The sequence below is a fragment of the Xylanimonas allomyrinae genome, assembly GCF_004135345.1.
Taxonomy (GTDB): Bacteria; Actinomycetota; Actinomycetes; order Actinomycetales; family Cellulomonadaceae; genus Xylanimonas; species Xylanimonas allomyrinae.
In genome coordinates this window covers 1,842,163-1,864,524 of sequence record NZ_CP035495.1, presented here as the reverse complement: position 1 = coordinate 1,864,524, position 22,362 = coordinate 1,842,163, and the positions used below count along the sequence as shown (strand labels likewise).

The following is a 22,362-nucleotide window of genomic DNA, read 5'->3' as shown; positions in this document are numbered from 1 at the left end:
GACCGGGCACCTTCGAGAAACCCGTACGTCCCACGTCGTCGGCCCGGCGCCAAGGACCGAGAGCGGTGCGGCACGACACGTAGCGGGAGTGGGTGGACCCATGAGACTGCGCGGCCCACGTACCGAAGTCACGTGGGTGCGCGCGCAGAGGTGCCCCCGGGCCGAGGTCCGGCTGGTTGGCTCAGAACCGCCGAGGGAGTTCGTCTGCCGGGTGGAGTGGTGTACGGAAAGGCTCGATCGCGGTCACCGCACCGATGTGGCTCGGTGCGGTGACCGCGGGCATGGGCCACGCCGCCGAAGCCCGGCAGGCGAGGCGGTCGGCGTCGATGTCGCCCGACGCCGGCAGGACCCGCGACAGCCGCACGGCTCCGCGGAACGCCCGAGGCGTGTCACGGGCTGGCGACCGTCTGGCTGCCCGCTCTCAACCGGTCACAGGTGAGGAGTCAGTTGTGCAGACAGGATCAAAGGTGCAACGCCAGCGGGTGCGCAGCCGGACGCGCCGGGCGCTGACGGCGGCGTTGGCGCTCGGGATGGCCGGCGCGGGCGCCGGCATCGTCGCGCAGGCGGTGCCTCCAGGCTCGGTCGAGGACGGGCTGTCGCTGGCCGTCGAGCCCTCGGTGATCGGCATCGGCGACGCCGACGGGTTCACCCTGAAGATCACCGACACCAACGACTCGCAGGCGGAGTTCGACTCCTACCTGCTGTACGGGATCCCCGCGGACTGGTCGGTCCGCGACGGCCAGACCGAGCTGACGCCGACGTCGCCGGACCCGGTGATCTACGAGGTGGACAAGGAGTCGGCGCTGGCCGCGTCGATCCGTGTGGTCGCTCCGAGCGGGTTCTCGGGGTCGGTCTCGAACGTGGCGGTCGGACGAGTGTCGTTGGAGGGCAACCTGGTCACCGACTTCGACAACGGTACGTTCGACTACCTCGACGACGCCAAGCCTCAGCTGCCGCAGGCCGCCACGGAGTACAAGTACCACGACCCGACGGAGCTCATGAGCGACCCCGGGATGGGGTGCTCGACGCTGCAGTACGGCCCGTGCGACGGCTCTTACTCGATCTGGCCGACGTCCGACATGAACGGCGAGGGGAACGAGGCCGGACGGCACTTCAACAACTACTGGGCAGACCTGCGCAGCATCGACAACCCGATGGTGGAGCCGACGACGGATGCGGTGTGCGAGGACTGGGACGAGCCGGGCTCCCTCAGCAAGCTGGACTCGCGGAACACGCTCCAGGTCTCGGACGACGAGTCGAGACGTGCCGGAAAGATCCTCGTGGTCAACGGCTCGACCAAGACCGACCTGCCCAACGAGGTCGTGCGGACCACCGTGACCGGGCTGGAGCCAGGCTCGCTGTACACGTTCTCCGGGTACATCGCGAACGTCTCGGACTCGGGCGGGACGGTCCTTCCCGTCCGGACGGGCTTCTACCTCAAGACCTCGCCGGAGGACACCGGCACCGTCGTGGGAGCCTCACAACCGATACCGAAGCAGAAGTCGTGCCTGAACGACCTGACGGAGTGGACCCGCGTGACGTCGGTCGTGACCGCGGACGCGTCGGGGGCGATCACGGTCGGCGTGCGCAACTACGCCGAAGGCGGGCTCGGCAACGACCTCGCGATCGACAACCTCTCGCTCTACCCGATGGCCAAGGTCTCGGTGGACCTGGCCGTCGTTGCCGGCGAGGTCACGTGGTCGAAGGTGGGCGAGAACGGGTCCGCGCCGCTGGCCGGGTCGCAGTGGTCGCTGGAGGGCCCCCAAGGCACGCTGGCCGTCGTCGACAACGGCGACAACGACACGGACGGCGACGACGGGGTGCTCAAGGTCTCGGACCTCGCCGAAGGTGCGTACACCCTCACCGAGACGCGGGCCCCGGACGGGTACCTCCTGGACCCCACGCCCCACCGGTTCGTCGTCGGTGCCGAGAACCCGGGCCTCGACCTGGGCCCGATCACGAACGCCCAGCGTCAGCCGGTGCTGGAGGTCGGCAAGGCGTCCTCACCCGCGTCGGGAGCCGTCGTTGCGGGAGGCGACACGATCTCCTACTCGGTGACGGCGCGGAACGGCGGGAACACGGAGCTGGATCCGGTGACACTGGTCGACGACCTGGCGGACGTGCTCGACGACGCGACGCTGGTCGAGGGGTCCTTGGCGGCCACGGTCGACGCGCAGGCCGCCGATGCGCCCGTCCTCGAGGGGACGACGCTGACCTGGACGGGCCGTGTGCCGCCGGGGTCGTCGGTGACGGTCACGTACCAGGTCACGGTCAAGGACGGGCTTCCGGGGCACAGCCGGGTGGTCAACCACCTGACGGGCACGGCGGTGGACCCGTCGGCACCCGACGTCTCGGTGCCGTCCACGTGCGTCGACGGCACCGAGCAGGGCTGCATGACGGAGCAGACCGTTGCCCCCGAGCCGGACGGTGCGTCCGTGGCCGCCGGCGGCCGCGTCGCCGAGCCGACGCCGTCGTGGCTCGTCCCCGCCACGGTGGGGGCGGCCGGGCTGCTCCTGGCCGCCGCCTCGATGCTGATCGCTCGACGCCGCCGCGGCTGACGTGACGCTTCCACTGGTACGACCCGGCGGCGCCCGCAGCGGCGCCGCCGGGTCGGCGTCCGTGCGGAACCACGTCATCGGCGCGGTGCTGCGCGGCTGAGGCAACCCGCGTGAGCGCGCTCAGGCGCGAGAACGGCCCGTACCTGGGCATCCAGGTGCGGGCCGTCGCCGTGTGCGACTCCCTGGGTCCGCCGGTCGAGATTCCCAGGAGGATGCCGCTCACCCCAGGAATCCCCGGCGACGCACGAGAGGCCGCCCTCGCGGACGGCCTCCTCGGGTCTGTCATGGCTGGTCTGCCGAGAACCCCGGCCTCAGGAGCCCTGAGGACCGAGGTTCTCGTACCAGCACGGTGCGCCTGAAGGGACTCGAACCCCCGACCTTCTGCTCCGGAGGCAGACGCTCTATCCACTGAGCTACAGGCGCGGAACCGACGCAGCGTCCTGCCGCGTGGCCGAACCGAGACTACCAGCCTCTCCGCCCTCCTCGGGCATCGGGCCCGGGCACCGCTCGCGCACCGCACCGGGTGCACGCGTCCGACGCCGGTGCGCGCCGCCGAAATCCGCTACGCCCCCCACGTAGAATCGCCGGGTGACCCCCGACGAGCTCTCTGGAGCCCTCAGCGCTGCCCTCGCCTCGGCCGTGGCCGACGGCACCCTCGCCCTCGACCCGGCGGCCGTCCCGGCCCGGGTGCACGTGGAGCGACCGCGGCAGCGAGAGCACGGGGACTGGGCCACCAACGTGGCCCTCCAGCTCGCCAAGAAGGCGGGCACCACGCCCCGCGCGCTGGCCGAGGATGTCGCCGCCCGCCTGCGGACGGTCGCCGGCATCAAGCGGGTCGACATCGCCGGCCCCGGGTTCCTCAACATCACGCTCGACGCCGCCGCCGCGGGCGAGCTGGCCCGCTCGATCGTCGAGGCGGGCGAGGCGTACGGCCGCAACACGACCGAGGCCGGCAAGCACATCAACCTCGAGTTCGTCTCGGCCAACCCCACGGGACCGATCCACATCGGCGGCGTGCGGTGGGTCGCCGTCGGCGACTCGCTCGCCCGTGTGCTCGAGGCGAGCGGCGCGCAGGTGACGCGCGAGTACTACTTCAACGACCACGGCACGCAGATCGACAGGTTCGCGCGCTCCCTGCTCGCGGCCGCCCGCGGTGAGCAGGCGCCCGAGGACGGCTACGGCGGCGCCTACATCCAGGAGGTCGCCGACGCCGTCACCGCGCAGGCCGTCGCCGCGGGTGAGCCGGTTCCGGCGACGCTGCCCGACGACCAGGCGCAGGAGGCGTTCCGCGCCCGCGGCGTGGAGATGATGTTCGGCGAGATCAAGAAGTCGCTGCACGACTTCGGCGTCGACTTCGACGTCTACTTCCACGAGGACTCGCTGCACGAGTCCGGGGCCGTGGACCGCGCCGTCGAGCGCCTGCGCCAGGCGGGCCACATCTTCGAGGCCGACGGCGCCACCTGGCTGCGCACCACCGACTTCGGCGACGACAAGGACCGCGTCGTCATCAAGTCCGACGGCGAGGCCGCCTACATCGCGGGCGACATCGCCTACTACCTCGACAAGCGTGAGCGCGGTGCCGACGAGGTCATCATCATGCTCGGCGCCGACCACCACGGGTACATCGGCCGCATGATGGCCGTGTGCGCGGCCTTCGGAGACGAGCCGCACAAGAACCTGCAGATCCTCATCGGCCAGCTCGTCAACCTCGTCAGGGACGGCGCCCCGGTGCGCATGTCCAAGCGGGCGGGCACCGTCATCACGATCGACGACCTGGTCGACGCCGTCGGCGTGGACGCCGCGCGCTACTCGCTCGCGCGCTTCGCCGCCGACTCGACGATCGACCTCGACCTCGACCTGCTGACCAGCCAGAAGAACGAGAACCCGGTCTACTACGTGCAGTACGCGCACTCGCGCACGGCCGCCGTGGACCGCAACGCCGCCGACCGCGGCGTGGCGCGCGCCGACGGCTTCGACCCGTCGCTGCTCGACCACCCGGCCGAGGCCGTGCTGCTGGGGCGCCTGGCCGAGTTCCCGCGCGTCGTCGGCGAGGCGGCCGCGCTGCGCGAGCCGCACCGCGTCGCGCGCTACCTCGAGGCGCTCGCGGGTGACTTCCACTCCTGGTACCAGGCCAAGGACGCCGAGGGCCAGCGGCGCGTGCTGCCCTACCCCGACGAGCCCGTCACCGACACGCACCGCACCCGCCTGTGGCTCAACGACGCCGTCCGCCAGGTGCTGGCCAACGGCCTGGGCCTGCTCGGCGTGTCCGCCCCGGAGCGGATGTGACCGCGCCGCTCGGCGCGCCCTGGCCGTCGTCGGCCGGGCGCGGGGACGACGGCGTGCTGGTGCTGGGCGGGGTGAGCGTGACGGCGCTCGCGGCCGAGCACGGCACGCCCGCCTACCTGCTCGACGAGCGTGACTTCCGTGAGCGCGCGCGGGCCTACCGGTCGGCGTTCGAGGACGCGTTCGCGCAGGTGGGCACGGGTGTCGACGTGTACTACGCCGGCAAGGCGCTGCTGACGGTCGCCGTCGCGCGGTGGGCGCGCGAGGAGGGCCTGCGGGTCGACACGGCCTCGGGCGGCGAGCTCGCGGTGGCGTTGCGCGCGGGCCTGCCCGGCGCCGAGCTGGGCCTGCACGGCAACAACAAGTCCGACGCCGAGATCGCCGCCGCGCTCGACGCGGGCGTCGGGCGCATCATCGTCGACTCGCTCGTCGAGATCGACCGGGTCGCGGACCTCGCGGCCGCGCGCGGCGTCGTCGCGCCCGTCATGGTGCGCGTGACGACGGGCGTGCACGCGGGCGGGCACGAGTACATCTCGACGGCGCACGAGGACCAGAAGTTCGGCCTGTCGGTCAACGCGGGGCCGGGCGGCGGCGACGCGCCCGCGGTCGAGGCGCTGCTGCGGGTCCTCGCGCGTCCGAGCCTGCGCCTCCTCGGGATCCACAGCCACATCGGCTCCCAGATCCTCGACGCCGCCGGGTTCGTCGAGGCGGCCCGGTCGGTGCTGCGCCTGCGCGCCCACCTGGCGGCACGCACGGGCGTGCTGGTCGACGAGGTCGACCTGGGCGGCGGCTACGGGATCGCCTACCTGCCCGGGGAGGAGACGCTCGACCCGCGTGGCGTCGCGGCGTCGGTCGCGCAGGCCGTGGCCGCGGTGTGCGCGCAGGAGGGCACGGCGTTGCCGCGCATCTCGATCGAGCCGGGGCGCGCGATCGTCGGCCCCGCGGGCATCACGCTCTACACGGTCGGCACCGTCAAGCCCGTCCTGGTCACCGACCAGGACGGCACGACACGGACGCGTCTGTACGTCTCGGTCGACGGCGGGATGAGCGACAACATCCGCCCGGCGCTGTACGACGCCCGCTACCACGCCGAGATCGTGGGCCGCGACAGCGACGCCGCCCGCGTGCGTGCCCGCGTCGTCGGCAAGCACTGCGAGTCGGGGGACATCGTGGTGCACGACGTCGACCTGCCGGAGGACGTGCGGGCAGGCGACCTGCTCGCGGTGCCCGCGACCGGTGCCTACGGCCGCTCGATGGCCTCGAACTACAACCTGCTCACGCGCCCGCCCGTCGTCGGGGTGGCCGACGGCGGCTCGCGCGTCCTGGTGCGCCGCGAGACGGTCGAGGACCTGCTCGCGCTCGACGTCGGCTGATCGGGGCCCGCGGTGTCGCGACACGGGGCGACACCGGCGGCGCTCGTGTGGCGGACGTCGGGCGTCCCGACCGCGCCGACGCCCTATCCTGGGGCCGACATCCCCCTGCTGACCGGAGGTGCCCCGTGCCCGAGACGTCGAGCCCTGCCCCGCTGCGTGTCGCGCTGCTGGGCTGTGGTGTGGTGGGCACCGAGGTCGCCCGCGGCATCCTCGCCAACCCGATCGACCTCGAGGCCCGCGTCGGTACGCGCGTCGAGCTGACCGGCATCGCCGTGCGCTCGCTCGACACCGAGCGCGTCACGGACGACGGGTTCGTGATCCCGCACGACCTGCTGACGACGGACGCCGAGGCGCTGGTCGACGGCGCCGACGTCGTCGTCGAGGTCATGGGCGGCATCGAGCCGGCGCGCACGCTCATCGTCCGGGCGCTCGGCGCCGGGGCCGCCGTCGTCACCGCGAACAAGGCGCTGCTGGCCGAGCGCGGCCCCGAGCTGTTCGAGGCCGCCGACGCCGCGGGCGTCGACCTGCTCTACGAGGCCGCGGTCGCCGGGGCGATCCCGATCGTGCGTCCCATCCGCGAGTCGCTCGCCGGCGACCACGTGCGCCGCGTCCTCGGCATCGTCAACGGCACCACCAACTACGTGCTCGACAAGATGGCGACCGAGGGCCTCGACCTGGACCAGGCGGTCAAGGAGGCGCAGGCGCTCGGGTATGCCGAGGCCGACCCGACCGCCGACGTCGACGGGTTCGACGCCGCGGCCAAGGCCGCGATCCTCGCCAGCCTCGCGTTCCACACCCGCGTCGCGCTCAAGGACGTCGCGCGCGAGGGCATCCGCGGCGTGAGCGCCGCCGACGTCGCCTGGGCGCGCCGCACCGGTCACGTCATCAAGCTGCTCGCGGTCGCCGAGGTCATCGGCCCGGTCGACGACGGGGAGATCTCCGTGCGTGTCCACCCGGCGCTCGTGCCCGACAGCCACCCGCTGGCGGCGGTGCGCGGCGCGTTCAACGCCGTGTTCGTCGAGGCCGACGGCGCCGGCCCGCTCATGTTCTACGGCCAGGGTGCGGGCGGACGCCCGACGGCGTCGGCCGTGCTCGGCGACGTCGTGTCGGTCGCGCGGCGGCGCCTGACGGGTGGCAAGGGCCTGCGCGAGTCGAAGGATCAGGCGTTCCCGGTGCTGCCGTCGCAGGCGGCGGTCACCCGCTACCAGGTGCGCCTCGCCGTCGCGGACCGGCCGGGCGTGCTCGCCCAGGTCGCGGGCGTGCTCGCCGACCACGGGGTCTCGATCGACACGGTGCGGCAGGCGCCGTCGGACGAGAAGGCCGAGACGGCGCACCTGATCATCACCACGCACGCCGCACGCGAGGCGTCCCTGGCCGCGACGGTCGACGCCGTCGCGGGGCTGGAGGCCGTGCGCGAGATCATCTCCGTCCTGCGAGTCGAGGGAAGCTGAGGAGCCCAGTGGCCAAGCAATGGAACGGCGTCATCGCCGAGTACGCCGACCGTCTGCCTGCGCACGTGCAGCAGACGATCGTGACGCTGGGGGAGGGCGGCACGCCGCTCGTTCCGGCGCCGGCGCTCTCGGCCCGCACGGGCGCCGAGGTCTGGGTCAAGGTCGAGGGCATGAACCCGACCGGCTCGTTCAAGGACCGCGGCATGACGACGGCGATCTCGGCCGCCGCGGGCCGCGGCGCGAAGGCCGTGGTGTGCGCCTCGACGGGCAACACGTCGGCGTCGGCCGCCGCCTACGCCACGCGCGCGGGGATGACCTGCGCGGTGCTGGTGCCGGACGGCAAGATCGCGATGGGCAAGCTGTCGCAGGCCATCGCGCACGGCGCGGTGCTGCTCCAGGTCGACGGGAACTTCGACGACTGCCTGGTCGCGGCGCGCAAGCTCGCCGAGGCCTACCCGGTCGAGCTCGTCAACTCGGTCAACCCCGACCGCATCGAGGGCCAGAAGACCGCCGCGTTCGAGATCGTCGACGCGCTCGGCGACGCCCCCGACATCCACGCGCTGCCGGTGGGCAACGCCGGCAACATCACCGCCTACCGCAAGGGCTTCGTCGAGTACGCGGCCGACGGTCCGGCGTCGAAGGCGCCGGTCATGTGGGGCTTCCAGGCCGCGGGCGCGGCGCCCATCGTCAAGGGCCACCCGATCGACCAGCCCGAGACCATCGCGACCGCGATCCGCATCGGCAACCCCGCCTCGTGGGACCAGGCCGTGGCGGCGCGCGACGAGTCGGGCGGCGTCATCGAGGCCGTCACGGACGCGCAGATCCTCGCCGCACACCGCCTGCTGTCGAGCGAGGTCGGCGTGTTCGTCGAGCCTGCGTCCGCGGCGGGTGTCGCGGGAGTGCTCGCCCGGGCCGAGGCGGGTCTCGTCCCGGCCGGTGCCCGCATCGTGATCACGGTCACCGGGCACGGCCTCAAGGACCCGGGCTGGGCGCTGCGCACCCTCGACGGCGACGAGGTCGAGCCGGTGCGGGTCACCGCCGACGTCGTCTCGATCGCCGACGCGCTCGGGCTCGAGTGACCCGACCGGACTGAGAGGAGCCCGCCCGTGCAGTTCGGAGCCGACCACGTGGTCGTCCGGGTCCCGGCGACCAGCGCCAACCTGGGCCCCGGGTTCGACGCGCTCGGGCTGGCCCTGGCGCTCTACGACGAGCTCGAGGTGCGCCTCGTGGCGAGCGACGGCGTCGTGGTCGACGTGTACGGGGAGGGCGCCGGCCAGGTGCCCACCGACGAGGAGCACCTGGTGGTGCGCGCGCTGCGGCACACGCTCGACCTCGTGGGGGCGTCGCAGACGGGGCTGCGGATGACGTGCTCGAACGCGATCCCGCACGGTCGCGGGCTCGGGTCGTCGGCCGCCGCGGTCGTCGCGGGCGTCGTCGCGGCGCGGGCGCTGCTCGCCGACCCGCGGGTGCTCGACTCGCGTGCCGTGCTCGCGATCGCGACCGAGTTCGAGGGTCACCCCGACAACGCGGCCCCCGCGATCACCGGCGGCGCGACCGTGGCGTGGCAGGAGGCGGACGGCCCGCGAGCCGTGGGTCTGGAGGTCGACCCGTCGATCGTCGCGACGGTGCTGGTGCCCGACGCGCGCCTGGCGACGTCGCGTGCGCGGGCCGTGCTGCCCGCCGACGTGCCGCACGCCGACGCCGCCTTCAATGCAGGCCGGGCCGCGCTGCTGGTCGAGGCGCTCGCGCGGCGGCCGGAGCTGCTGCTCGCGGCGACCGAGGACCGGCTGCACCAGGCGTACCGCTCGGAGGTCATGGCGTCGTCGGCCGAGCTGCTGAACGCGCTGCGTGCAGAGGGTTTCGCCGCGACCGTCTCGGGAGCGGGCCCCACCGTGCTCGTCCTCGCTCCTGACGACGACGTGCCGGCGCTCGACCGCGTGCTCGCCGGGCTGGTCGACGGCGTCGCCGGATGGCGGGCGCTGCGGCCGGGCGTCGCCGCCGAGGGTGCGCGAGCGCGTCGAGTGGTCAGTGCCCGCGGGACACCGAGTGGTACGATTCAGTAAGCCTTCAAGCATCGGCCAAGCGCGCAAGGCGTTTTCGCGCAAGGCGTTTCCCGGTCGAACTCGGAGCCACCCCCCATCGAACCGCGCAGGTTTCAGCGCATCTCTTGCCCTGTACCCGCACGTGGACGCTGACGCGGTGCCGAGAAGAAGGCCGACGAGCCCCGCCAGTGACGTCGATGTACCGCTGACGCGAGGCTCATGCGTCCTGGCGACACCGCCGGACGCCCCGCGAACGAGGGGGAAGGGTCCTTCGTGACAGACACCACCGACACCCGGGCGAACACGTCCGGGGCCTTGAGCTCGATGAAGCTTGCCGAGCTCCAGGCGCTGGCCTCCCAGATGGGGGTCAAGGGCACGTCCCGGATGCGCAAGGGCGAGCTCGCCGAGGCGATCCGCGCGAGCCGTGCGGGCGGCAGCGCGCCGGCGGCAGCCGCCACGTCGGCTACCTCCGCGGCACCGGCCGTGCGGGCGGACGCGGCTGCGACGTCGGCCGAGCCGCGCCGATCGCGGCGCGCCACGCGAGCGACCGGCGGCGACCGGCCGGCCGCCGCCGAGCAGCCCCGCACCGAGCAGCCTCGCACCGAGCAGCCCCGCACCGAGCAGCCCCGCACCGAGCAGCCCCGCACTGAGCAGCCGCGGGCGGATCGACCGGCGCGCGGCGAGCAGCCGGCGTCCGACGCCGACCGGGCAGCACGCCTGGCCGAGCTGGCCGAGGCCGTCGCCGCACCGCGTCAGCGCCGGCAGGGCTCGGGCCAGCAGGGTCAGGGCGGCCAGAACCGATCGCAGGGCGAGTCCGGCGAGGGACAGCAGCGCACCGAGAACCGCCAGAACGACCGCCAGAACGACCGTCAGAACGACCGCCAGAACGACCGCCAGAACGACCGCGGCTTCGGCCCGGACGACGACCGCGGCTCGCGGCGTCGTCGTGGTCGTGACCGCGGCCGTGACCGCAAGCGCGGGCGCAACCCGCGCGGCGGCGCCCCCGACGTCGTCGGCGGCGAGGACGTCGAGGTCCGCGAGGACGACGTGCTGCTGCCCGTCGCGGGCGTGCTCGACATCCTCGACAACTACGCGTTCATCCGCACCAGCGGCTACCTGCCCGGGCCGAACGACGTGTACGTGTCGCTCAACCAGGTCAAGCGTGCCGGTCTGCGCCGCGGCGACGCCGTCATCGGCGCGATCCGCCAGCCCCGCGAGGGCGAGCAGCAGCCGCAGGGCAACAGCGCGCGCTCGAAGTACAACGCGCTGGTGCGCCTCGACTCGGTCAACGGCATGACGCCCGAGGAGTCTCGTCTGCGGCCCGAGTTCACCAAGCTCACGCCGCTGTACCCGCAGGAGCGCCTGCGCCTGGAGAACCCCGAGGCCACCAAGCTCACGCCGCGCGTGATCGACATCGTCGCCCCGATCGGCAAGGGCCAGCGCGGCCTCATCGTCGCGCCGCCCAAGGCCGGCAAGACGATCATCATGCAGCAGATCGCCAACTCGATCACCGCCAACAACCCCGAGGTCCACCTCATGGTGGTGCTCGTGGACGAGCGGCCCGAAGAGGTCACGGACATGGAGCGGTCGGTCAAGGGCGAGGTCATCGCCTCGACGTTCGACCGGCCCGCGTCCGACCACACGATCGTCGCCGAGCTGGCCATCGAGCGCGCCAAGCGCCTCGTGGAGCTCGGTCAGGACGTCGTCGTGCTGCTCGACTCGATCACCCGCCTGTCGCGTGCGTACAACCTGGCCGCGCCGGCGTCGGGCCGCATCCTGTCGGGTGGTGTGGACGCCGCGGCGCTCTACCCGCCGAAGAAGTTCTTCGGCGCGGCCCGCAACATCGAGAACGGCGGATCGCTCACGATCCTGGGCTCGGCGCTCGTGGAGACCGGGTCGAAGATGGACGAGATCATCTTCGAGGAGTTCAAGGGCACCGGAAACATGGAGCTGCGGCTGTCGCGCAACCTCGCCGACAAGCGCATCTTCCCGGCCGTGGACGTCAACTCCTCGGGCACGCGCCGCGAGGAGATCCTCATGTCGCGCGACGAGCTGCAGATCGTCTACAAGCTGCGGCGCCTGCTCGGCGCTCTCGACCAGCAGCAGGCGATCGAGCTGCTGCTGGGTCAGCTCAAGAAGACCAAGACCAACGTGGAGTTCCTGCTCCACGTGCAGAAGACGACGCCGGGCAGCCTGACCGACGAGACCGCGGGCGAGACAATCTGACCCGCCCGATGTCACGCCGCTGAGCGTCCCGTCCAGAAGCTCGCAAGCCCGTCCGGGCCTGCGAGCTTCTGGCGTTTCGGGGCAGCGACGCGTCCCGCCAGATCGACAAACCGCCAGACCGTCAGGCCGCCGGCGGCAGGTCGAGCAGGCGGCGCGCCGTGGCGCCCACCTGGTCCCACTGCCAGGACGCCAGGACGCGCTCGCGCCCGAGCGCACCCATCCGCGCGGCCGCCGCGCGGTCGGTCAGGAGCTCGACGATGCGGCGTGCGATCTCGTCCGGGTCGCGCGGGTCGACGACGTGACCGGTGACGCCGTCGTCGGTCGCCTCGGGCGCGCCGCCGCTGCGCCCGACGACGACGGGCTTCTCGCACGCGGCCGCCTCCAGGAACACGATCCCGAGCCCCTCGGGCTCGAGGCCCAGCAGCCGTGACCGGGACGGCATCGCGAACACGTCGGCCGCGTCCATCCACCCCGGCATCTGCTCCCACGGCACGGACCCGGCGAACGTGACGACGTCGGCCACGCCGCGCCGACCGGCGCGCTGCTCCAGCCGCGACCGGTACGGACCGTCGCCGACGATCACCAGGCGCGCCCCGGGCACCGCCCGCTGCACGCGCGGCCACGCGTCGATGAGCATGTCCTGCCCCTTGCGTCGCACCAGCCGGGCGGCGCACACGACGACGGGCGTCGCGTCGTCGAACCCCAGCGACGCGCGCACGTCGACGCCGCCGCACCCGGGGCGGAACCGGTCGGTGTCGACTCCGGGGGCCATGCGCGTCTGACGTGCGCGGCCGGCGTCCGACAGCGCCTTGCCGATCTGTGCGCGCGTCCAGTCGGAGATGTCGGTGAGCACGTCGACGCCGTCGCCGACCCGGCGCAGCGCCTGCCGCGTGCCGGGCAGGCGCGACCACCACACCTCGTGGCCGTGCGTGACGGCGAGGACTCGCCGGGCCCCGGCCGCCCGCAGCGCCGGGGCGAGCAGCCCGAGCGGCACCGAGGAGCCGATCAGCACGCGGTCGCACCCGTGCTCGCGCAGCGTGCGCACGACGGCGTCGCGCACGCGGGGCGTGGGCAGCAGCGTCCCGGAACGGTCGCGGACCACCGGGTAGGGGAGCGTCGCGTCGACGTCGCCGTCCCCGGGCATGGACGCGGTGTAGACGACGACGTCGCCGAGGCGGTCGGCGAGAGCGCGCACGAAGGACTCGATGCCGCCACGGCGGGGTGGGAAGTCGTTGGTGACGATCAGGGTCCTCGGCATGCTGCGGATCGTACGGGGCGCGGGGGCGGGTTTCCCGGATGCGGGCGCTGTCTGGCACAATGATCTGTCGGCCTGCCGGTTCACGGCCCGCAGTCAGCGGGACGACCCGGCGGCAACCATCCCAAGGAGCATCATGAAGTCCGGTATCCACCCCGAGTACGTGGTCACGCAGATCACGTGCACGTGCGGCAACACCTTCACCACGCGCAGCACCGAGACCGCCGGCCAGATCAGCGTCGAGGTCTGCAGCGCCTGCCACCCGTTCTACACGGGCAAGCAGAAGATCCTCGACACCGGTGGCCGTGTGGCCCGCTTCGAGGCTCGCTACGGCAAGAAGGCCGCCAAGTAGCACCCCGGGAGCGCCGGTGGTCCGCCCGACTCGCACGACAACCTCTCCAGGGGCAGTCGCGCTTCGGAAGCCGGACCACCGGCGCTCCTTGCTTCCCGCCTCCGGGCGGGCACGATCTCGGTGAGCGCGGGCACGACTGGCGGGAGCGATACGGGGATGACTGAGGACTTCGGGAGCGTGCGTGCCCTGCTGGACGAGCACGCGCAGATCGAGCGGGCGCTCGCCGACCCCGCCGTGCACGCCGACGCCGGGCGCGCGCGCACGCTCGGGCGACGGTACGCCGAGCTGAACCAGGTCGTGGGCGCCTTCCGCGCCTGGAAGGCCGCGCGCGACGACGCGACCGCGGCGGCCGAACTCGCCGAGCTCGACGCCGAGCTGGCGGCCGAGCTGCCCAGCCTCCAGGCCGCCGCGGCCGGCGCGGCCGAGCACCTGCGCCGCGTCCTGGTCCCGCGCGACCCCGACGACGGGCGCGACGCCATCCTGGAGATCAAGGCGGGCGAGGGCGGCGAGGAGTCCGCCCTGTTCGCGGGCGACCTGCTGCGCATGTATTTGCGGTACGCGGAGCGCAAGGGCTGGTCCACCCAGGTGCTCGAGTCGACCGAGACCGACCTGGGCGGCTACAAGGACGTCCAGGTCGCCGTGAAGGCGCGCTCGGTGCGCGACCCCGCGGACGGCGTCTGGGCGCACCTGAAGTACGAGGGCGGGGTGCACCGCGTGCAGCGTGTGCCCGTCACCGAGACGCAGGGCCGCATCCACACCTCGGCCGCGGGGGTGCTCGTCTTCCCCGAGGTCGACGACCCTGGCGAGGTCGCGATCGACCAGAACGACCTGCGCATCGACGTCTACCGTTCCTCGGGCCCGGGCGGGCAGTCGGTCAACACGACCGACTCGGCCGTGCGGATCACGCACCTTCCCACCGGCATCGTCGTGTCGATGCAGAACGAGAAGTCGCAGCTGCAGAACAAGGAGCAGGCCATGCGCGTGCTGCGCGCGCGCCTGCTGGCCGCGCAGCAGGAGGCCGCCGCGGCGCAGGCCGCGGACCTGCGCCGCTCGCAGGTGCGCACCGTGGACCGCTCCGAGCGCATCCGCACCTACAACTTCCCCGAGAACCGCATCGCCGATCACCGCACCGGCTACAAGGCCTACAACCTCGACCAGGTGCTCGACGGCGACCTCGAGCCCGTCGTCCGTTCGGCGATCGACGCGGACGAGGCCGCGCGTCTGGCGGCTGCCGGTGCCTAGGCCGCGCGCGGCCACGTTCCTGCGCGAGGCGACGACGGCGCTCGCCGCGGCGGGCGTGCCCAGCCCGCGCGTCGACGCCGAGCTGCTGCTCGCGCACGTCCTGCACACCGGCCGCAGCGAGGTGCGCCGGCTCGCGGTCCTCGACGCCCCGGTGCCCGACGCCGCAGCGACGGCGTTCGCGGGCCTGCTCGCGCGCCGGGTCGCACGCGAGCCGCTGCAGCACCTGACGGGCTCGGCGCCGTTCCGGCATCTGGAGCTGGCGGTCGGTCCGGGGGTGTTCGTGCCGCGGCCCGAGACGGAGACCGTCGCGCAGGTCGCGATCGACGAGGCGTCGCGCCTGGTCGCCGAACGACACGTGGGTCCCGTCGTCGTCGACCTGTGCACCGGCTCGGGGGCGATCGCGCTCGCGGTCGCCCACGAGGTGCCCGACGCCCGCGTCCACGCGGTCGAGCTCGACGCCGCGGCGCACGCCTGGGCGGCCCGCAACACTGCCGGCAGCTGCGTCCACCTCGTGCGCGGCGACGCCCGGACGGCGCTGCACGAGCTCGACGGGACCGTCGACGTCGTCGTCTCCAACCCGCCCTACGTGCCGCCCGACGCGGTGCCGCGCGACCCCGAGGTCGCACGCCACGACCCGGCGGTCGCCCTGTACGGCCTCGGGCCCGACGGCCTGGAGGTGCCGCGGGGGGTGACGGCTGCGGCAGCGCGCCTGCTGCGGCCCGGGGGCCTGTACGTCATGGAGCACGCGGAGGTCCAGGCTGCGGCGGCCCGCGCGATGGTCGACGCGTCGGGCGCGTTCACGCCCGCGGCGACGAGGACCGATCTCTCCGCGCGCCCGCGCATGGTCGTCGCACGGAGGACGGCCGCCCTCGTGGAACACTGACCCGGTGAGCAGCGTGCATGGCGTCGTCCACGACGTCACGGATCCCCAGGCGTGGGGGCCCGCGATCGACGAGGCCGTCAACACGGTCCGGCGCGGTGGGCTCGTGGCGATCCCGACGGACACCGTCTACGGCGTGGGCGCCGAGGCGTTCGACCCTGACGCGGTCGCCGCGATCGGTGCCGCCAAGGGCCGCGACGCCCGGACACCCGTCCCCGTGCTCGTGCCCGACGTCCGCACGCTGGACGGGCTGGCCGCCGACGTCCCGGCCGAGGCGCGTGCGCTGGTCGCGGAGTTCTGGCCGGGGCCTCTGACTCTGGTGCTGGCGGCGCAGCCCTCGCTGCGGTGGGACCTCGGCGACGCGCGCGGCACGGTCGCGCTGCGCATGCCCGACCACCCGGCGGCGCTGGCGCTGCTGCGTCGCACCGGACCGCTCGCCGTCACCGGCGCGCAGCGCTCCGGCGAGGACGCCCCGCTCGACGCCGCCTCGGCACGCGAGCAGCTCGGCGACGCCGTCGCGCTCTACCTCGACGGCGGTGCCGTGCCCGGCGGGGTCTCGACCGTCGTGGACGCGACCGTGACGCCGCTGCGCCTGGTGCGTGCGGGGCGTGTCGGGCTCGACCGGCTGCGTGAGGTGGTTCCCGGCATCGTCGCGCTCGACGGTCCGCACGACGACGCGCCGGCTGGTTCCGCGAACGGGGCCGACGGGTGAGGGTCTACCTCCTCCTGCTCCTCGTCGCTGCGGCCGTCACCTACCTGTCGACGCCTGCGGCGCGCTGGCTTGCGCGCCGCACGAACGCCATCTCCGCGGTGCGCGAGCGCGACGTCCACACCCTCCCGACGCCCCGGCTCGGGGGCCTGGCGATCTTGCTGGGCATCGTGGTGGCGGTGCTCGTGGCCTCACGCGTCCCGTTCCTGAGGGGCGTCTTCACCCAGCCCGAGGTGTGGGGCATCGTCGGCGGCGCCGTGATCGTGGCCCTGCTGGGCTGGGCCGACGACGTGTGGGACCTGGACTGGATGACGAAGCTTGCGGGGCAGATCCTGGCGGGCGGCTTCATGGCGTTGATGCACGTCCAGCTCACGACCTGGCCCGTTCCCGGCCAGCTCCTGATCCCCGGCTCGCGGCTGTCGCTGTTCGTGACGATCTTCGTCGTGGTCGCGACCATGAACGCGGTGAACTTCGTCGACGGGCTCGACGGCCTGGCGGCCGGGATCATCGCCATCGGCGGCTCGGCGTTCTTCCTGTACACCTACGGGCTCACGACGCAGACCAGCCCGCAGGACTACTCCTCGCTCGCCTCCCTCCTGGTGGCGGTGCTGGTGGGCGCGTGCCTCGGCTTCCTGCCGCACAACTTCCACCCGTCGCACATCTTCATGGGCGACTCCGGGTCGATGGTGCTGGGCCTGGTGCTCGCCGGTGCGACGATCACGATGACGGGCCAGATCAGGACCGACCTCACCTCGGCCGCCCAGAGCGTGCCCGCGTCCGTGCCGCTGCTGCTGCCGGTCGCCGTCGTGCTCCTGCCGTTCGTCGACATGGGCATGGCGGTCGTGCGCCGCCTGGCGTCCGGCAAGTCCCCGTTCCACCCCGACCGCATGCACCTGCACCACCGCATGCTCGCGCTCGGGCACTCCCACCGCCGCGCCGTCGTCATCCTCTACGTGTGGACGGCGGTGTTCGCGTTCGGGGGCGCCGCCCTGGTGTGGTGGGAGTGGCACGAGGTGCTGATCGGCACGACGATCGCGGCGGCGGCGGCGCTCGCGGTCACTCTCGGCCCGCTGCGCACGCACGGGCGGCTGCTCGACGACGACGTCGCGACGGGCGCCGTGCCCGTGGCGCGACAGGTGACGCCCAATTCGCGACTGGAGGACGTAGGCGATGACGAACCCACCCACTCATGACGCGCCGCCGGGCGACGCAGTTCCGGAGCGACGGGTGCTGCGCAAGGCGCTGCGGGACATCGTGGCCTTCCTGGGGTTGCTGGCGGTGGTCGGCGTCGGTGTCGGCGCGCTGGTCGCCGGTGCCGCGGGCGTGTGGGGGGCGCTGGTCGGCGTCGGCCTCGCGGGGTTCTTCTGCGCGGCGACCATCTGGTCGATGCTGCGCTCGGTGGGGTCGAGCCCGACGGCGATGGCGGGGATCGTCATGGGTACGTGGGTCGCCAAGATCGCCGTGCTGATCGTGGTGCTCGCGGTGCTGCGCGGGCGCGACTTTTATCACCCGTGGGTGCTGTTCGTCGTCGTCGCGGTCGGCGCGATCGGCTCCTCGCTGCTCGACTACCGTGCGGTCTCGCGGGGTCGGGTCCCGTATGTCCAGCCATGACCGATTACCGAGGCAACTATTTGTACCGGTCTTCACAAGCCGCCTGATAGCAGTCATCCGGGGCCATCTCAACGAGCGGACCACGCCAAATCATCCGGTAGGCTGTGCGCGAATCCATGACGGCTTGGTCCGACGACGTACCCACTGGTTGTGGTCCGCATCGGTCTATTCGATCCTCAGGAGTCATCCTGTTCACGTCACTGACGCCCCTGCTGCTCGCCGCATCTGACAGCGACGGTGGCTTCCATGCGCCGACGATCGCGGACTTCTTCCCGTCGGCGGTGCTGTTCGCGGGCACGCCGTTCGAGATCAACCGGATCATGCTGGTGCGCTTCATCGCGGCGATCGCGCTCGTGCTGATCGTGACGCTGGCGGCGCGACGGGCCAAGGTCGTCCCGGGTCGCTTCCAGGCGTCCGTCGAGTTCGTGCTCGACTTCGTGCGCAAGCAGATCGCCGTGGAGGTGCTGGGCGAGAAGCTCGGCCGCAAGTACTTCCCGCTGCTGGCCACGATCTTCTGCACGGTGCTGTTCATGAACATCACGGGCATCGTCCCGTTCCTGAACATCGCCGGCTCGTCGGTCATCGGGCTGCCGCTCGTGCTGGCCCTGTGGGTCTACGTCACCTACCTGTGGGCCGGCGTCAAGGCCCACCACGGCGTCGGCGGGTTCCTCAAGAGCTCGCTCCTGCCGCCGGGCGTCCCGTGGCCGCTGTACTTCCTGCTCGCGCCCATCGAGTTCCTCCAGGTCTTCGTCCTGCGGCCCGCGACGCTGGCGGTGCGACTCCTGGCCAACATGGTCGCCGGGCACCTCATGCTCGCGATCTGCTTCGTGGCCACGCAGTACTTCTTCTTCACCTCCGACGGCGGGATGAAGCTCTTCGGAGCGGGCACCCTCTTCGCCGGGTTCCTGTTCTTCCTGTTCGAGGCCTTCGTCGCGGCACTGCAGGCCTACGTGTTCGCGATCCTCGCCGCCGTCTACATCAACCTGTCGGTCGAGGACCACTGACGTCCTCGCTCCGCGCCACCTCAACGTCGAACAAACACAGCGACGCCGACCCCATCCGGGGCGGCGCCCAACGGAAGGAAAGCCAGTGGACGTCACCAACCTCGCCGAGCTGACCGGCAACATCGGTACCGTCGGTTACGGCCTCGCGGCCGTGGGCCCCGGCATCGGTCTCGGCATCCTCATCGGCAAGACGATCGAGGGCATGGCCCGCCAGCCTGAGGTCTCCGGCCAGCTGCGCACGACCATGTTCATCGGTGTCGCCTTCGTCGAGGTGCTCGCCCTGCTCGGCCTGGTCGCCGGCTTCATCGTCCCGTGATGACCGCGCTGATCCAGACCGGGCTGGCGCAGGCCGGTACGGTGCTCGCCGCCGCCGAGGGTGAGCACAACATGCTCATCCCGGAGTGGGCCGACATCATCTGGTCGCTGGTCGTCGTCGTGGTCATCGCCGTCGTCTTCCGCCGGTTCGCGCTGCCGAAGTTCCAGGCCGTGCTCGACGAGCGCGCGTCGCTCATCGAGGGCGGCATCGCCAAGGCGGCACAGGCCCAGGAGGCCGCGGACGAGGCGCTCGAGCAGCAGCAGGCGCTGCTGGCCGAGGCCCGCTCCGACGCCGCCAAGGTCCGCGACCAGGCGCGCGAGGAGGGCAAGGCGATCGTCGCCGAGCACCGCGTGCGCGCCGCCGAGGAGGCGACGCGCATCGCGGAGGCCGCCCAGCGCCAGATCGAGGCCGAGCGGCAGGCCGCGGCCGTGTCGCTGCGGACCGACGTCGGCGACCTCGCGACCCAGCTCGCCTCGAAGATCGTGGGCGAGGAGCTCGCCGACAGCGTGGCCAGGTCACGCGTCGTCGACAGGTTCCTCGACGAGCTCGAGGCGTCGCAGACCGTCGGCTCGGCCGGCAGGGAGGGCTGATGCGCGGGACGAGCGGCGCATCGCTGGCCGCGGCGCAGGCGCGCTTCGAGCCGGTGCTGCGTGCCGCGGGGGAGGGCGCGCTGAGGATCGGCGACGAGCTCTTCGCCGTCGTCGACGCGCTGGACTCGTCCGGCGCCCTGCGTCGCACGCTCTCCGACCCGTCGCTGCCTCCCGCGTCGAAAGAGGCCGTTGCCGGCGGCGTGCTCGCCCCGCACTTCGACCCGCGCGTGGTCGACCTCGTCCGCTCGATGGCCAGCGCCCGCTGGTCGGCGGACAAGGACCTGCCCGACGCCGTCGAACGCCTCGCGATCGCAGCGACGCTGGCCGACGCCGAGGCGCGCGGCACGCTCGAGACGGTCGAGGACGAGATCTTCCGGATCACCCGCGCCCTGCAGGGCCAGCGCGAGGCCCGGCGGGCGCTGACCGACCCGACCTCGAAGCCCGAGCGGCGCATCGCCCTCGTGGACGCCCTGCTCGCCGGCAAGGTGGACCGCGCGACCGCGGCCATCGCCCGGCGCGCCACGGCGGCCCCGCGAGGCCGCCGGTTCGTCGCGTCGCTCGTGACCGTGGGCGGCATCATCGCCGAGCGGCGTGAGCGCCTGGTCGCGACCGTGACCAGTGCCGTCGAGCTGACCCCAGCCCAGGAAGAACGTCTCGGCTCGCTGCTGGAGCGGGCCTACGGACGCCAGGTGCAGGTCTACGTGACCCAGGACCCGGCCGTCGTGGGCGGCCTGCGCATCCAGATCGGCGCCGACGTCGTCGACAACACCGTGCTGTCCCGCCTGGCCGACGCCCGCCGTCGGCTGGCCGGCTGAGAAACCACAGGAGAGAACAAGCCATGGCTGAGCTGACGATCCGGCCGGAGGAGATCCGGGCCGCGCTGGACAGCTTCGTGAAGTCCTACGAGCCCGACGGGCCCGTGACCGAAGAGGTCGGGCGCGTGACCCTCACCGCCGACGGCATCGCCAACGTCGAAGGCCTCCCTGGCGCGATGGCCAACGAGCTGTTGCGCTTCGAGGACGGCACGCTCGGCCTCGCGCTGAACCTCGATGTGCGGGAGATCGGCGTCGTCGTGCTCGGCGACTTCACCGGCGTCGAGGAGGGCCAGGAGGTCCGCCGTACGGGAGAGGTCCTCTCCGTGCCCGTCGGCGACGGCTACCTCGGGCGCGTCGTCGACCCGCTGGGCAACCCGATCGACGGCCTCGGCGAGATCGACGGCATCGACGGACGCCGCGCGCTGGAGCTCCAGGCCCCCGGCGTCATGCAGCGCAAGTCGGTCCACGAGCCGCTGCAGACCGGCATCAAGGCCATCGACTCGATGATCCCGATCGGCCGCGGGCAGCGTCAGCTCATCATCGGCGACCGCCAGACGGGCAAGACGGCCATCGCGATCGACACGATCATCAACCAGAAGGCCAACTGGGCCACGGGCGACCCGTCCCAGCAGGTCCGTTGCATCTACGTGGCGATCGGTCAGAAGGGCTCGACCATCGCCTCGGTGCGTGGCGCACTCGAGGACGCCGGCGCGCTGGAGTACACGACGATCGTCGCGGCGCCCGCCTCCGACCCGGCCGGCTTCAAGTACCTCGCCCCCTACACCGGCTCGGCCATCGGCCAGCACTGGATGTACCAGGGCAAGCACGTCCTGATCGTCTTCGACGACCTGTCGAAGCAGGCCGAGGCCTACCGTGCCGTGTCGCTGCTCCTGCGCCGCCCGCCGGGCCGCGAGGCGTACCCCGGTGACGTCTTCTACCTGCACTCCCGCCTCCTGGAGCGCTGTGCGAAGCTCTCCGACGAGCTGGGCGCCGGCTCGATGACCGGCCTGCCGATGATCGAGACCAAGGCGAACGACGTGTCGGCGTACATCCCGACCAACGTCATCTCCATCACCGACGGTCAGATCTTCCTCCAGTCGGACCTCTTCAACGCCGACCAGCGCCCCGCCGTGGACGTCGGCATCTCGGTGTCTCGCGTCGGCGGCGACGCGCAGATCAAGGCCATGAAGAAGGTCGCCGGAACGCTCAAGCTCGAGCTCGCGCAGTTCCGCTCGCTCGAGGCGTTCGCGATGTTCGCCTCGGACCTCGACGCCGCCTCGCGCGGCCAGCTCGCCCGCGGCGCCGCGCTCATGGAGCTGCTCAAGCAGCCGCAGTACACGCCGTACCCGGTCGAGGAACAGGTCGTGTCGATCTGGGCCGGCACCAAGGGCCGGCTCGACGACGTCCCCGTCGAGGACATCAAGCGGTTCGAGGCCGAGCTGCTCGACCACCTGCGCCGCACCGGCAACGTCCTGACCACGATCGCCACCTCGGGCAAGCTCGAGGACGACACGGAGAGCGCGCTGTCGGCGGCCGTCGAGGACTTCCGCCGCGGCTTCCTCAAGGGTGACGGCACCCCGCTCGTCGGTGCCGACTCCGACGACCTCGACGTGACGATCGAGCAGGAGCAGATCGTCACGGGCAAGAAGGCCTGA

The 22,362-nt window shown here is 72.6% G+C and carries 19 protein-coding genes and 1 tRNA gene; 18 read left to right on the top strand and 2 right to left on the bottom strand.

Features of this window, described 5'->3' with window-relative positions; translation table 11 throughout:
- Window positions 1–467: 467 nt before the first annotated feature.
- Complete coding sequence (locus ET495_RS08545) at window positions 468–2,558, top strand: prealbumin-like fold domain-containing protein (protein ID WP_129204243.1); 2,091 nt, start codon at window positions 468–470, stop codon at window positions 2,556–2,558.
- Between the two features lie 350 nt (window positions 2,559–2,908).
- Here ET495_RS08545 and ET495_RS08540 read toward each other — a convergent pair.
- Window positions 2,909–2,981 (bottom strand) — tRNA-Arg (locus tag ET495_RS08540).
- A gap of 165 nt (window positions 2,982–3,146) precedes the next feature.
- Here ET495_RS08540 and argS point away from each other — a divergent pair.
- From argS to rho, 6 genes are all read left to right on the top strand, one after another.
- Window positions 3,147–4,844, top strand: coding sequence for an arginine--tRNA ligase (gene argS / locus ET495_RS08535; RefSeq protein ID WP_129204241.1), 1,698 nt, complete (start codon window positions 3,147–3,149; stop codon window positions 4,842–4,844).
- Window positions 4,841–6,214 (top strand): diaminopimelate decarboxylase, encoded by a 1,374-nt coding sequence (gene lysA / locus ET495_RS08530; RefSeq protein WP_129204239.1) that lies wholly within the window; start codon window positions 4,841–4,843, stop codon window positions 6,212–6,214. Before argS ends, lysA begins: the two co-directional genes overlap by 4 nt.
- A gap of 125 nt (window positions 6,215–6,339) precedes the next feature.
- A complete protein-coding gene (locus ET495_RS08525; RefSeq protein WP_129204237.1) occupies window positions 6,340–7,665 on the top strand; it encodes a homoserine dehydrogenase in 1,326 nt (441 codons plus the stop codon).
- A gap of 8 nt (window positions 7,666–7,673) precedes the next feature.
- The gene (thrC, locus tag ET495_RS08520; RefSeq protein ID WP_129204235.1) at window positions 7,674–8,744 is read left to right on the top strand and encodes a threonine synthase; all 1,071 of its coding nucleotides are present in this window, start codon (window positions 7,674–7,676) and stop codon (window positions 8,742–8,744) included.
- A gap of 27 nt (window positions 8,745–8,771) precedes the next feature.
- On the top strand, window positions 8,772–9,728 hold the full coding sequence (thrB, locus tag ET495_RS08515; RefSeq protein WP_129204233.1) for a homoserine kinase: 957 nt from the start codon (window positions 8,772–8,774) through the stop codon (window positions 9,726–9,728).
- Window positions 9,729–9,980: 252 nt separating this feature from the next.
- Window positions 9,981–11,933, top strand: coding sequence for a transcription termination factor Rho (gene rho, locus ET495_RS08510; protein ID WP_245993382.1), 1,953 nt, complete (start codon window positions 9,981–9,983; stop codon window positions 11,931–11,933).
- Window positions 11,934–12,054: 121 nt separating this feature from the next.
- Here the strand turns inward: rho and ET495_RS08505 are convergent, their stop codons facing one another.
- Complete coding sequence (locus ET495_RS08505; protein ID WP_129204229.1) at window positions 12,055–13,191, bottom strand: glycosyltransferase family 4 protein; 1,137 nt, start codon at window positions 13,189–13,191, stop codon at window positions 12,055–12,057.
- Window positions 13,192–13,324: 133 nt separating this feature from the next.
- Between ET495_RS08505 and rpmE the strand changes: the two genes are divergently transcribed.
- The 11 genes from rpmE (at window position 13,325) to atpA (ending at window position 22,362) form a co-directional block, all read left to right on the top strand.
- Window positions 13,325–13,540, top strand: a complete 216-nt coding sequence (gene rpmE, locus ET495_RS08500; RefSeq protein WP_129204227.1) for a 50S ribosomal protein L31 — start codon at window positions 13,325–13,327, stop codon at window positions 13,538–13,540.
- Between the two features lie 156 nt (window positions 13,541–13,696).
- Entirely contained in the window at window positions 13,697–14,782 is a 1,086-nt protein-coding gene (gene prfA / locus ET495_RS08495; RefSeq protein WP_129204225.1) for a peptide chain release factor 1, read from the top strand.
- Window positions 14,775–15,665: a peptide chain release factor N(5)-glutamine methyltransferase gene (prmC, locus tag ET495_RS08490; protein ID WP_129204223.1), complete on the top strand. Its 891-nt coding sequence runs from the start codon at window positions 14,775–14,777 to the stop codon at window positions 15,663–15,665. The genes prfA and prmC overlap by 8 nt, the downstream gene beginning before the upstream one ends.
- Window positions 15,666–15,669: 4 nt before the next feature.
- Window positions 15,670–16,374, top strand: coding sequence for an L-threonylcarbamoyladenylate synthase (locus tag ET495_RS08485; protein WP_129204221.1), 705 nt, complete (start codon window positions 15,670–15,672; stop codon window positions 16,372–16,374).
- On the top strand, window positions 16,371–17,564 hold the full coding sequence (locus ET495_RS08480; protein WP_129204219.1) for a glycosyltransferase family 4 protein: 1,194 nt from the start codon (window positions 16,371–16,373) through the stop codon (window positions 17,562–17,564). The genes ET495_RS08485 and ET495_RS08480 overlap by 4 nt, the downstream gene beginning before the upstream one ends.
- 34 nt (window positions 17,565–17,598) lie before the next feature.
- A complete protein-coding gene (locus ET495_RS08475; protein WP_245993381.1) occupies window positions 17,599–17,982 on the top strand; it encodes a Cg1360 family ATP-synthase-associated protein in 384 nt (127 codons plus the stop codon).
- Between the two features lie 116 nt (window positions 17,983–18,098).
- Complete coding sequence (gene atpB / locus ET495_RS08470) at window positions 18,099–18,986, top strand: F0F1 ATP synthase subunit A (protein ID WP_129204215.1); 888 nt, start codon at window positions 18,099–18,101, stop codon at window positions 18,984–18,986.
- 85 nt (window positions 18,987–19,071) lie between these two features.
- Window positions 19,072–19,302 (top strand): ATP synthase F0 subunit C, encoded by a 231-nt coding sequence (locus ET495_RS08465; RefSeq protein WP_129204213.1) that lies wholly within the window; start codon window positions 19,072–19,074, stop codon window positions 19,300–19,302.
- Entirely contained in the window at window positions 19,302–19,892 is a 591-nt protein-coding gene (locus tag ET495_RS08460; protein ID WP_129204211.1) for a F0F1 ATP synthase subunit B, read from the top strand. The genes ET495_RS08465 and ET495_RS08460 overlap by 1 nt, the downstream gene beginning before the upstream one ends.
- On the top strand, window positions 19,892–20,707 hold the full coding sequence (locus ET495_RS08455; protein ID WP_129204209.1) for a F0F1 ATP synthase subunit delta: 816 nt from the start codon (window positions 19,892–19,894) through the stop codon (window positions 20,705–20,707). The genes ET495_RS08460 and ET495_RS08455 overlap by 1 nt, the downstream gene beginning before the upstream one ends.
- Window positions 20,708–20,730: 23 nt before the next feature.
- Window positions 20,731–22,362 (top strand): F0F1 ATP synthase subunit alpha, encoded by a 1,632-nt coding sequence (gene atpA, locus ET495_RS08450; RefSeq protein ID WP_129204207.1) that lies wholly within the window; start codon window positions 20,731–20,733, stop codon window positions 22,360–22,362.

Excerpts from the sequence above, each read along its gene's own strand:
- ET495_RS08460 (WP_129204211.1), top strand. The coding sequence starts at position 19,302 with ATGACCGCGCTGATCCAGACCGGGCTGGCGCAGGCCGGTACGGTGCTC.
- atpB (WP_129204215.1), top strand. The coding sequence starts at position 18,099 with ATGACGGCTTGGTCCGACGACGTACCCACTGGTTGTGGTCCGCATCGG.
- atpA (WP_129204207.1), top strand. The coding sequence starts at position 20,731 with ATGGCTGAGCTGACGATCCGGCCGGAGGAGATCCGGGCCGCGCTGGAC.
- rpmE (WP_129204227.1), top strand. The coding sequence starts at position 13,325 with ATGAAGTCCGGTATCCACCCCGAGTACGTGGTCACGCAGATCACGTGC.
- ET495_RS08455 (WP_129204209.1), top strand. The coding sequence starts at position 19,892 with ATGCGCGGGACGAGCGGCGCATCGCTGGCCGCGGCGCAGGCGCGCTTC.
- ET495_RS08505 (WP_129204229.1), bottom strand. The coding sequence starts at position 13,191 with ATGCCGAGGACCCTGATCGTCACCAACGACTTCCCACCCCGCCGTGGC.
- prfA (WP_129204225.1), top strand. The coding sequence starts at position 13,697 with ATGACTGAGGACTTCGGGAGCGTGCGTGCCCTGCTGGACGAGCACGCG.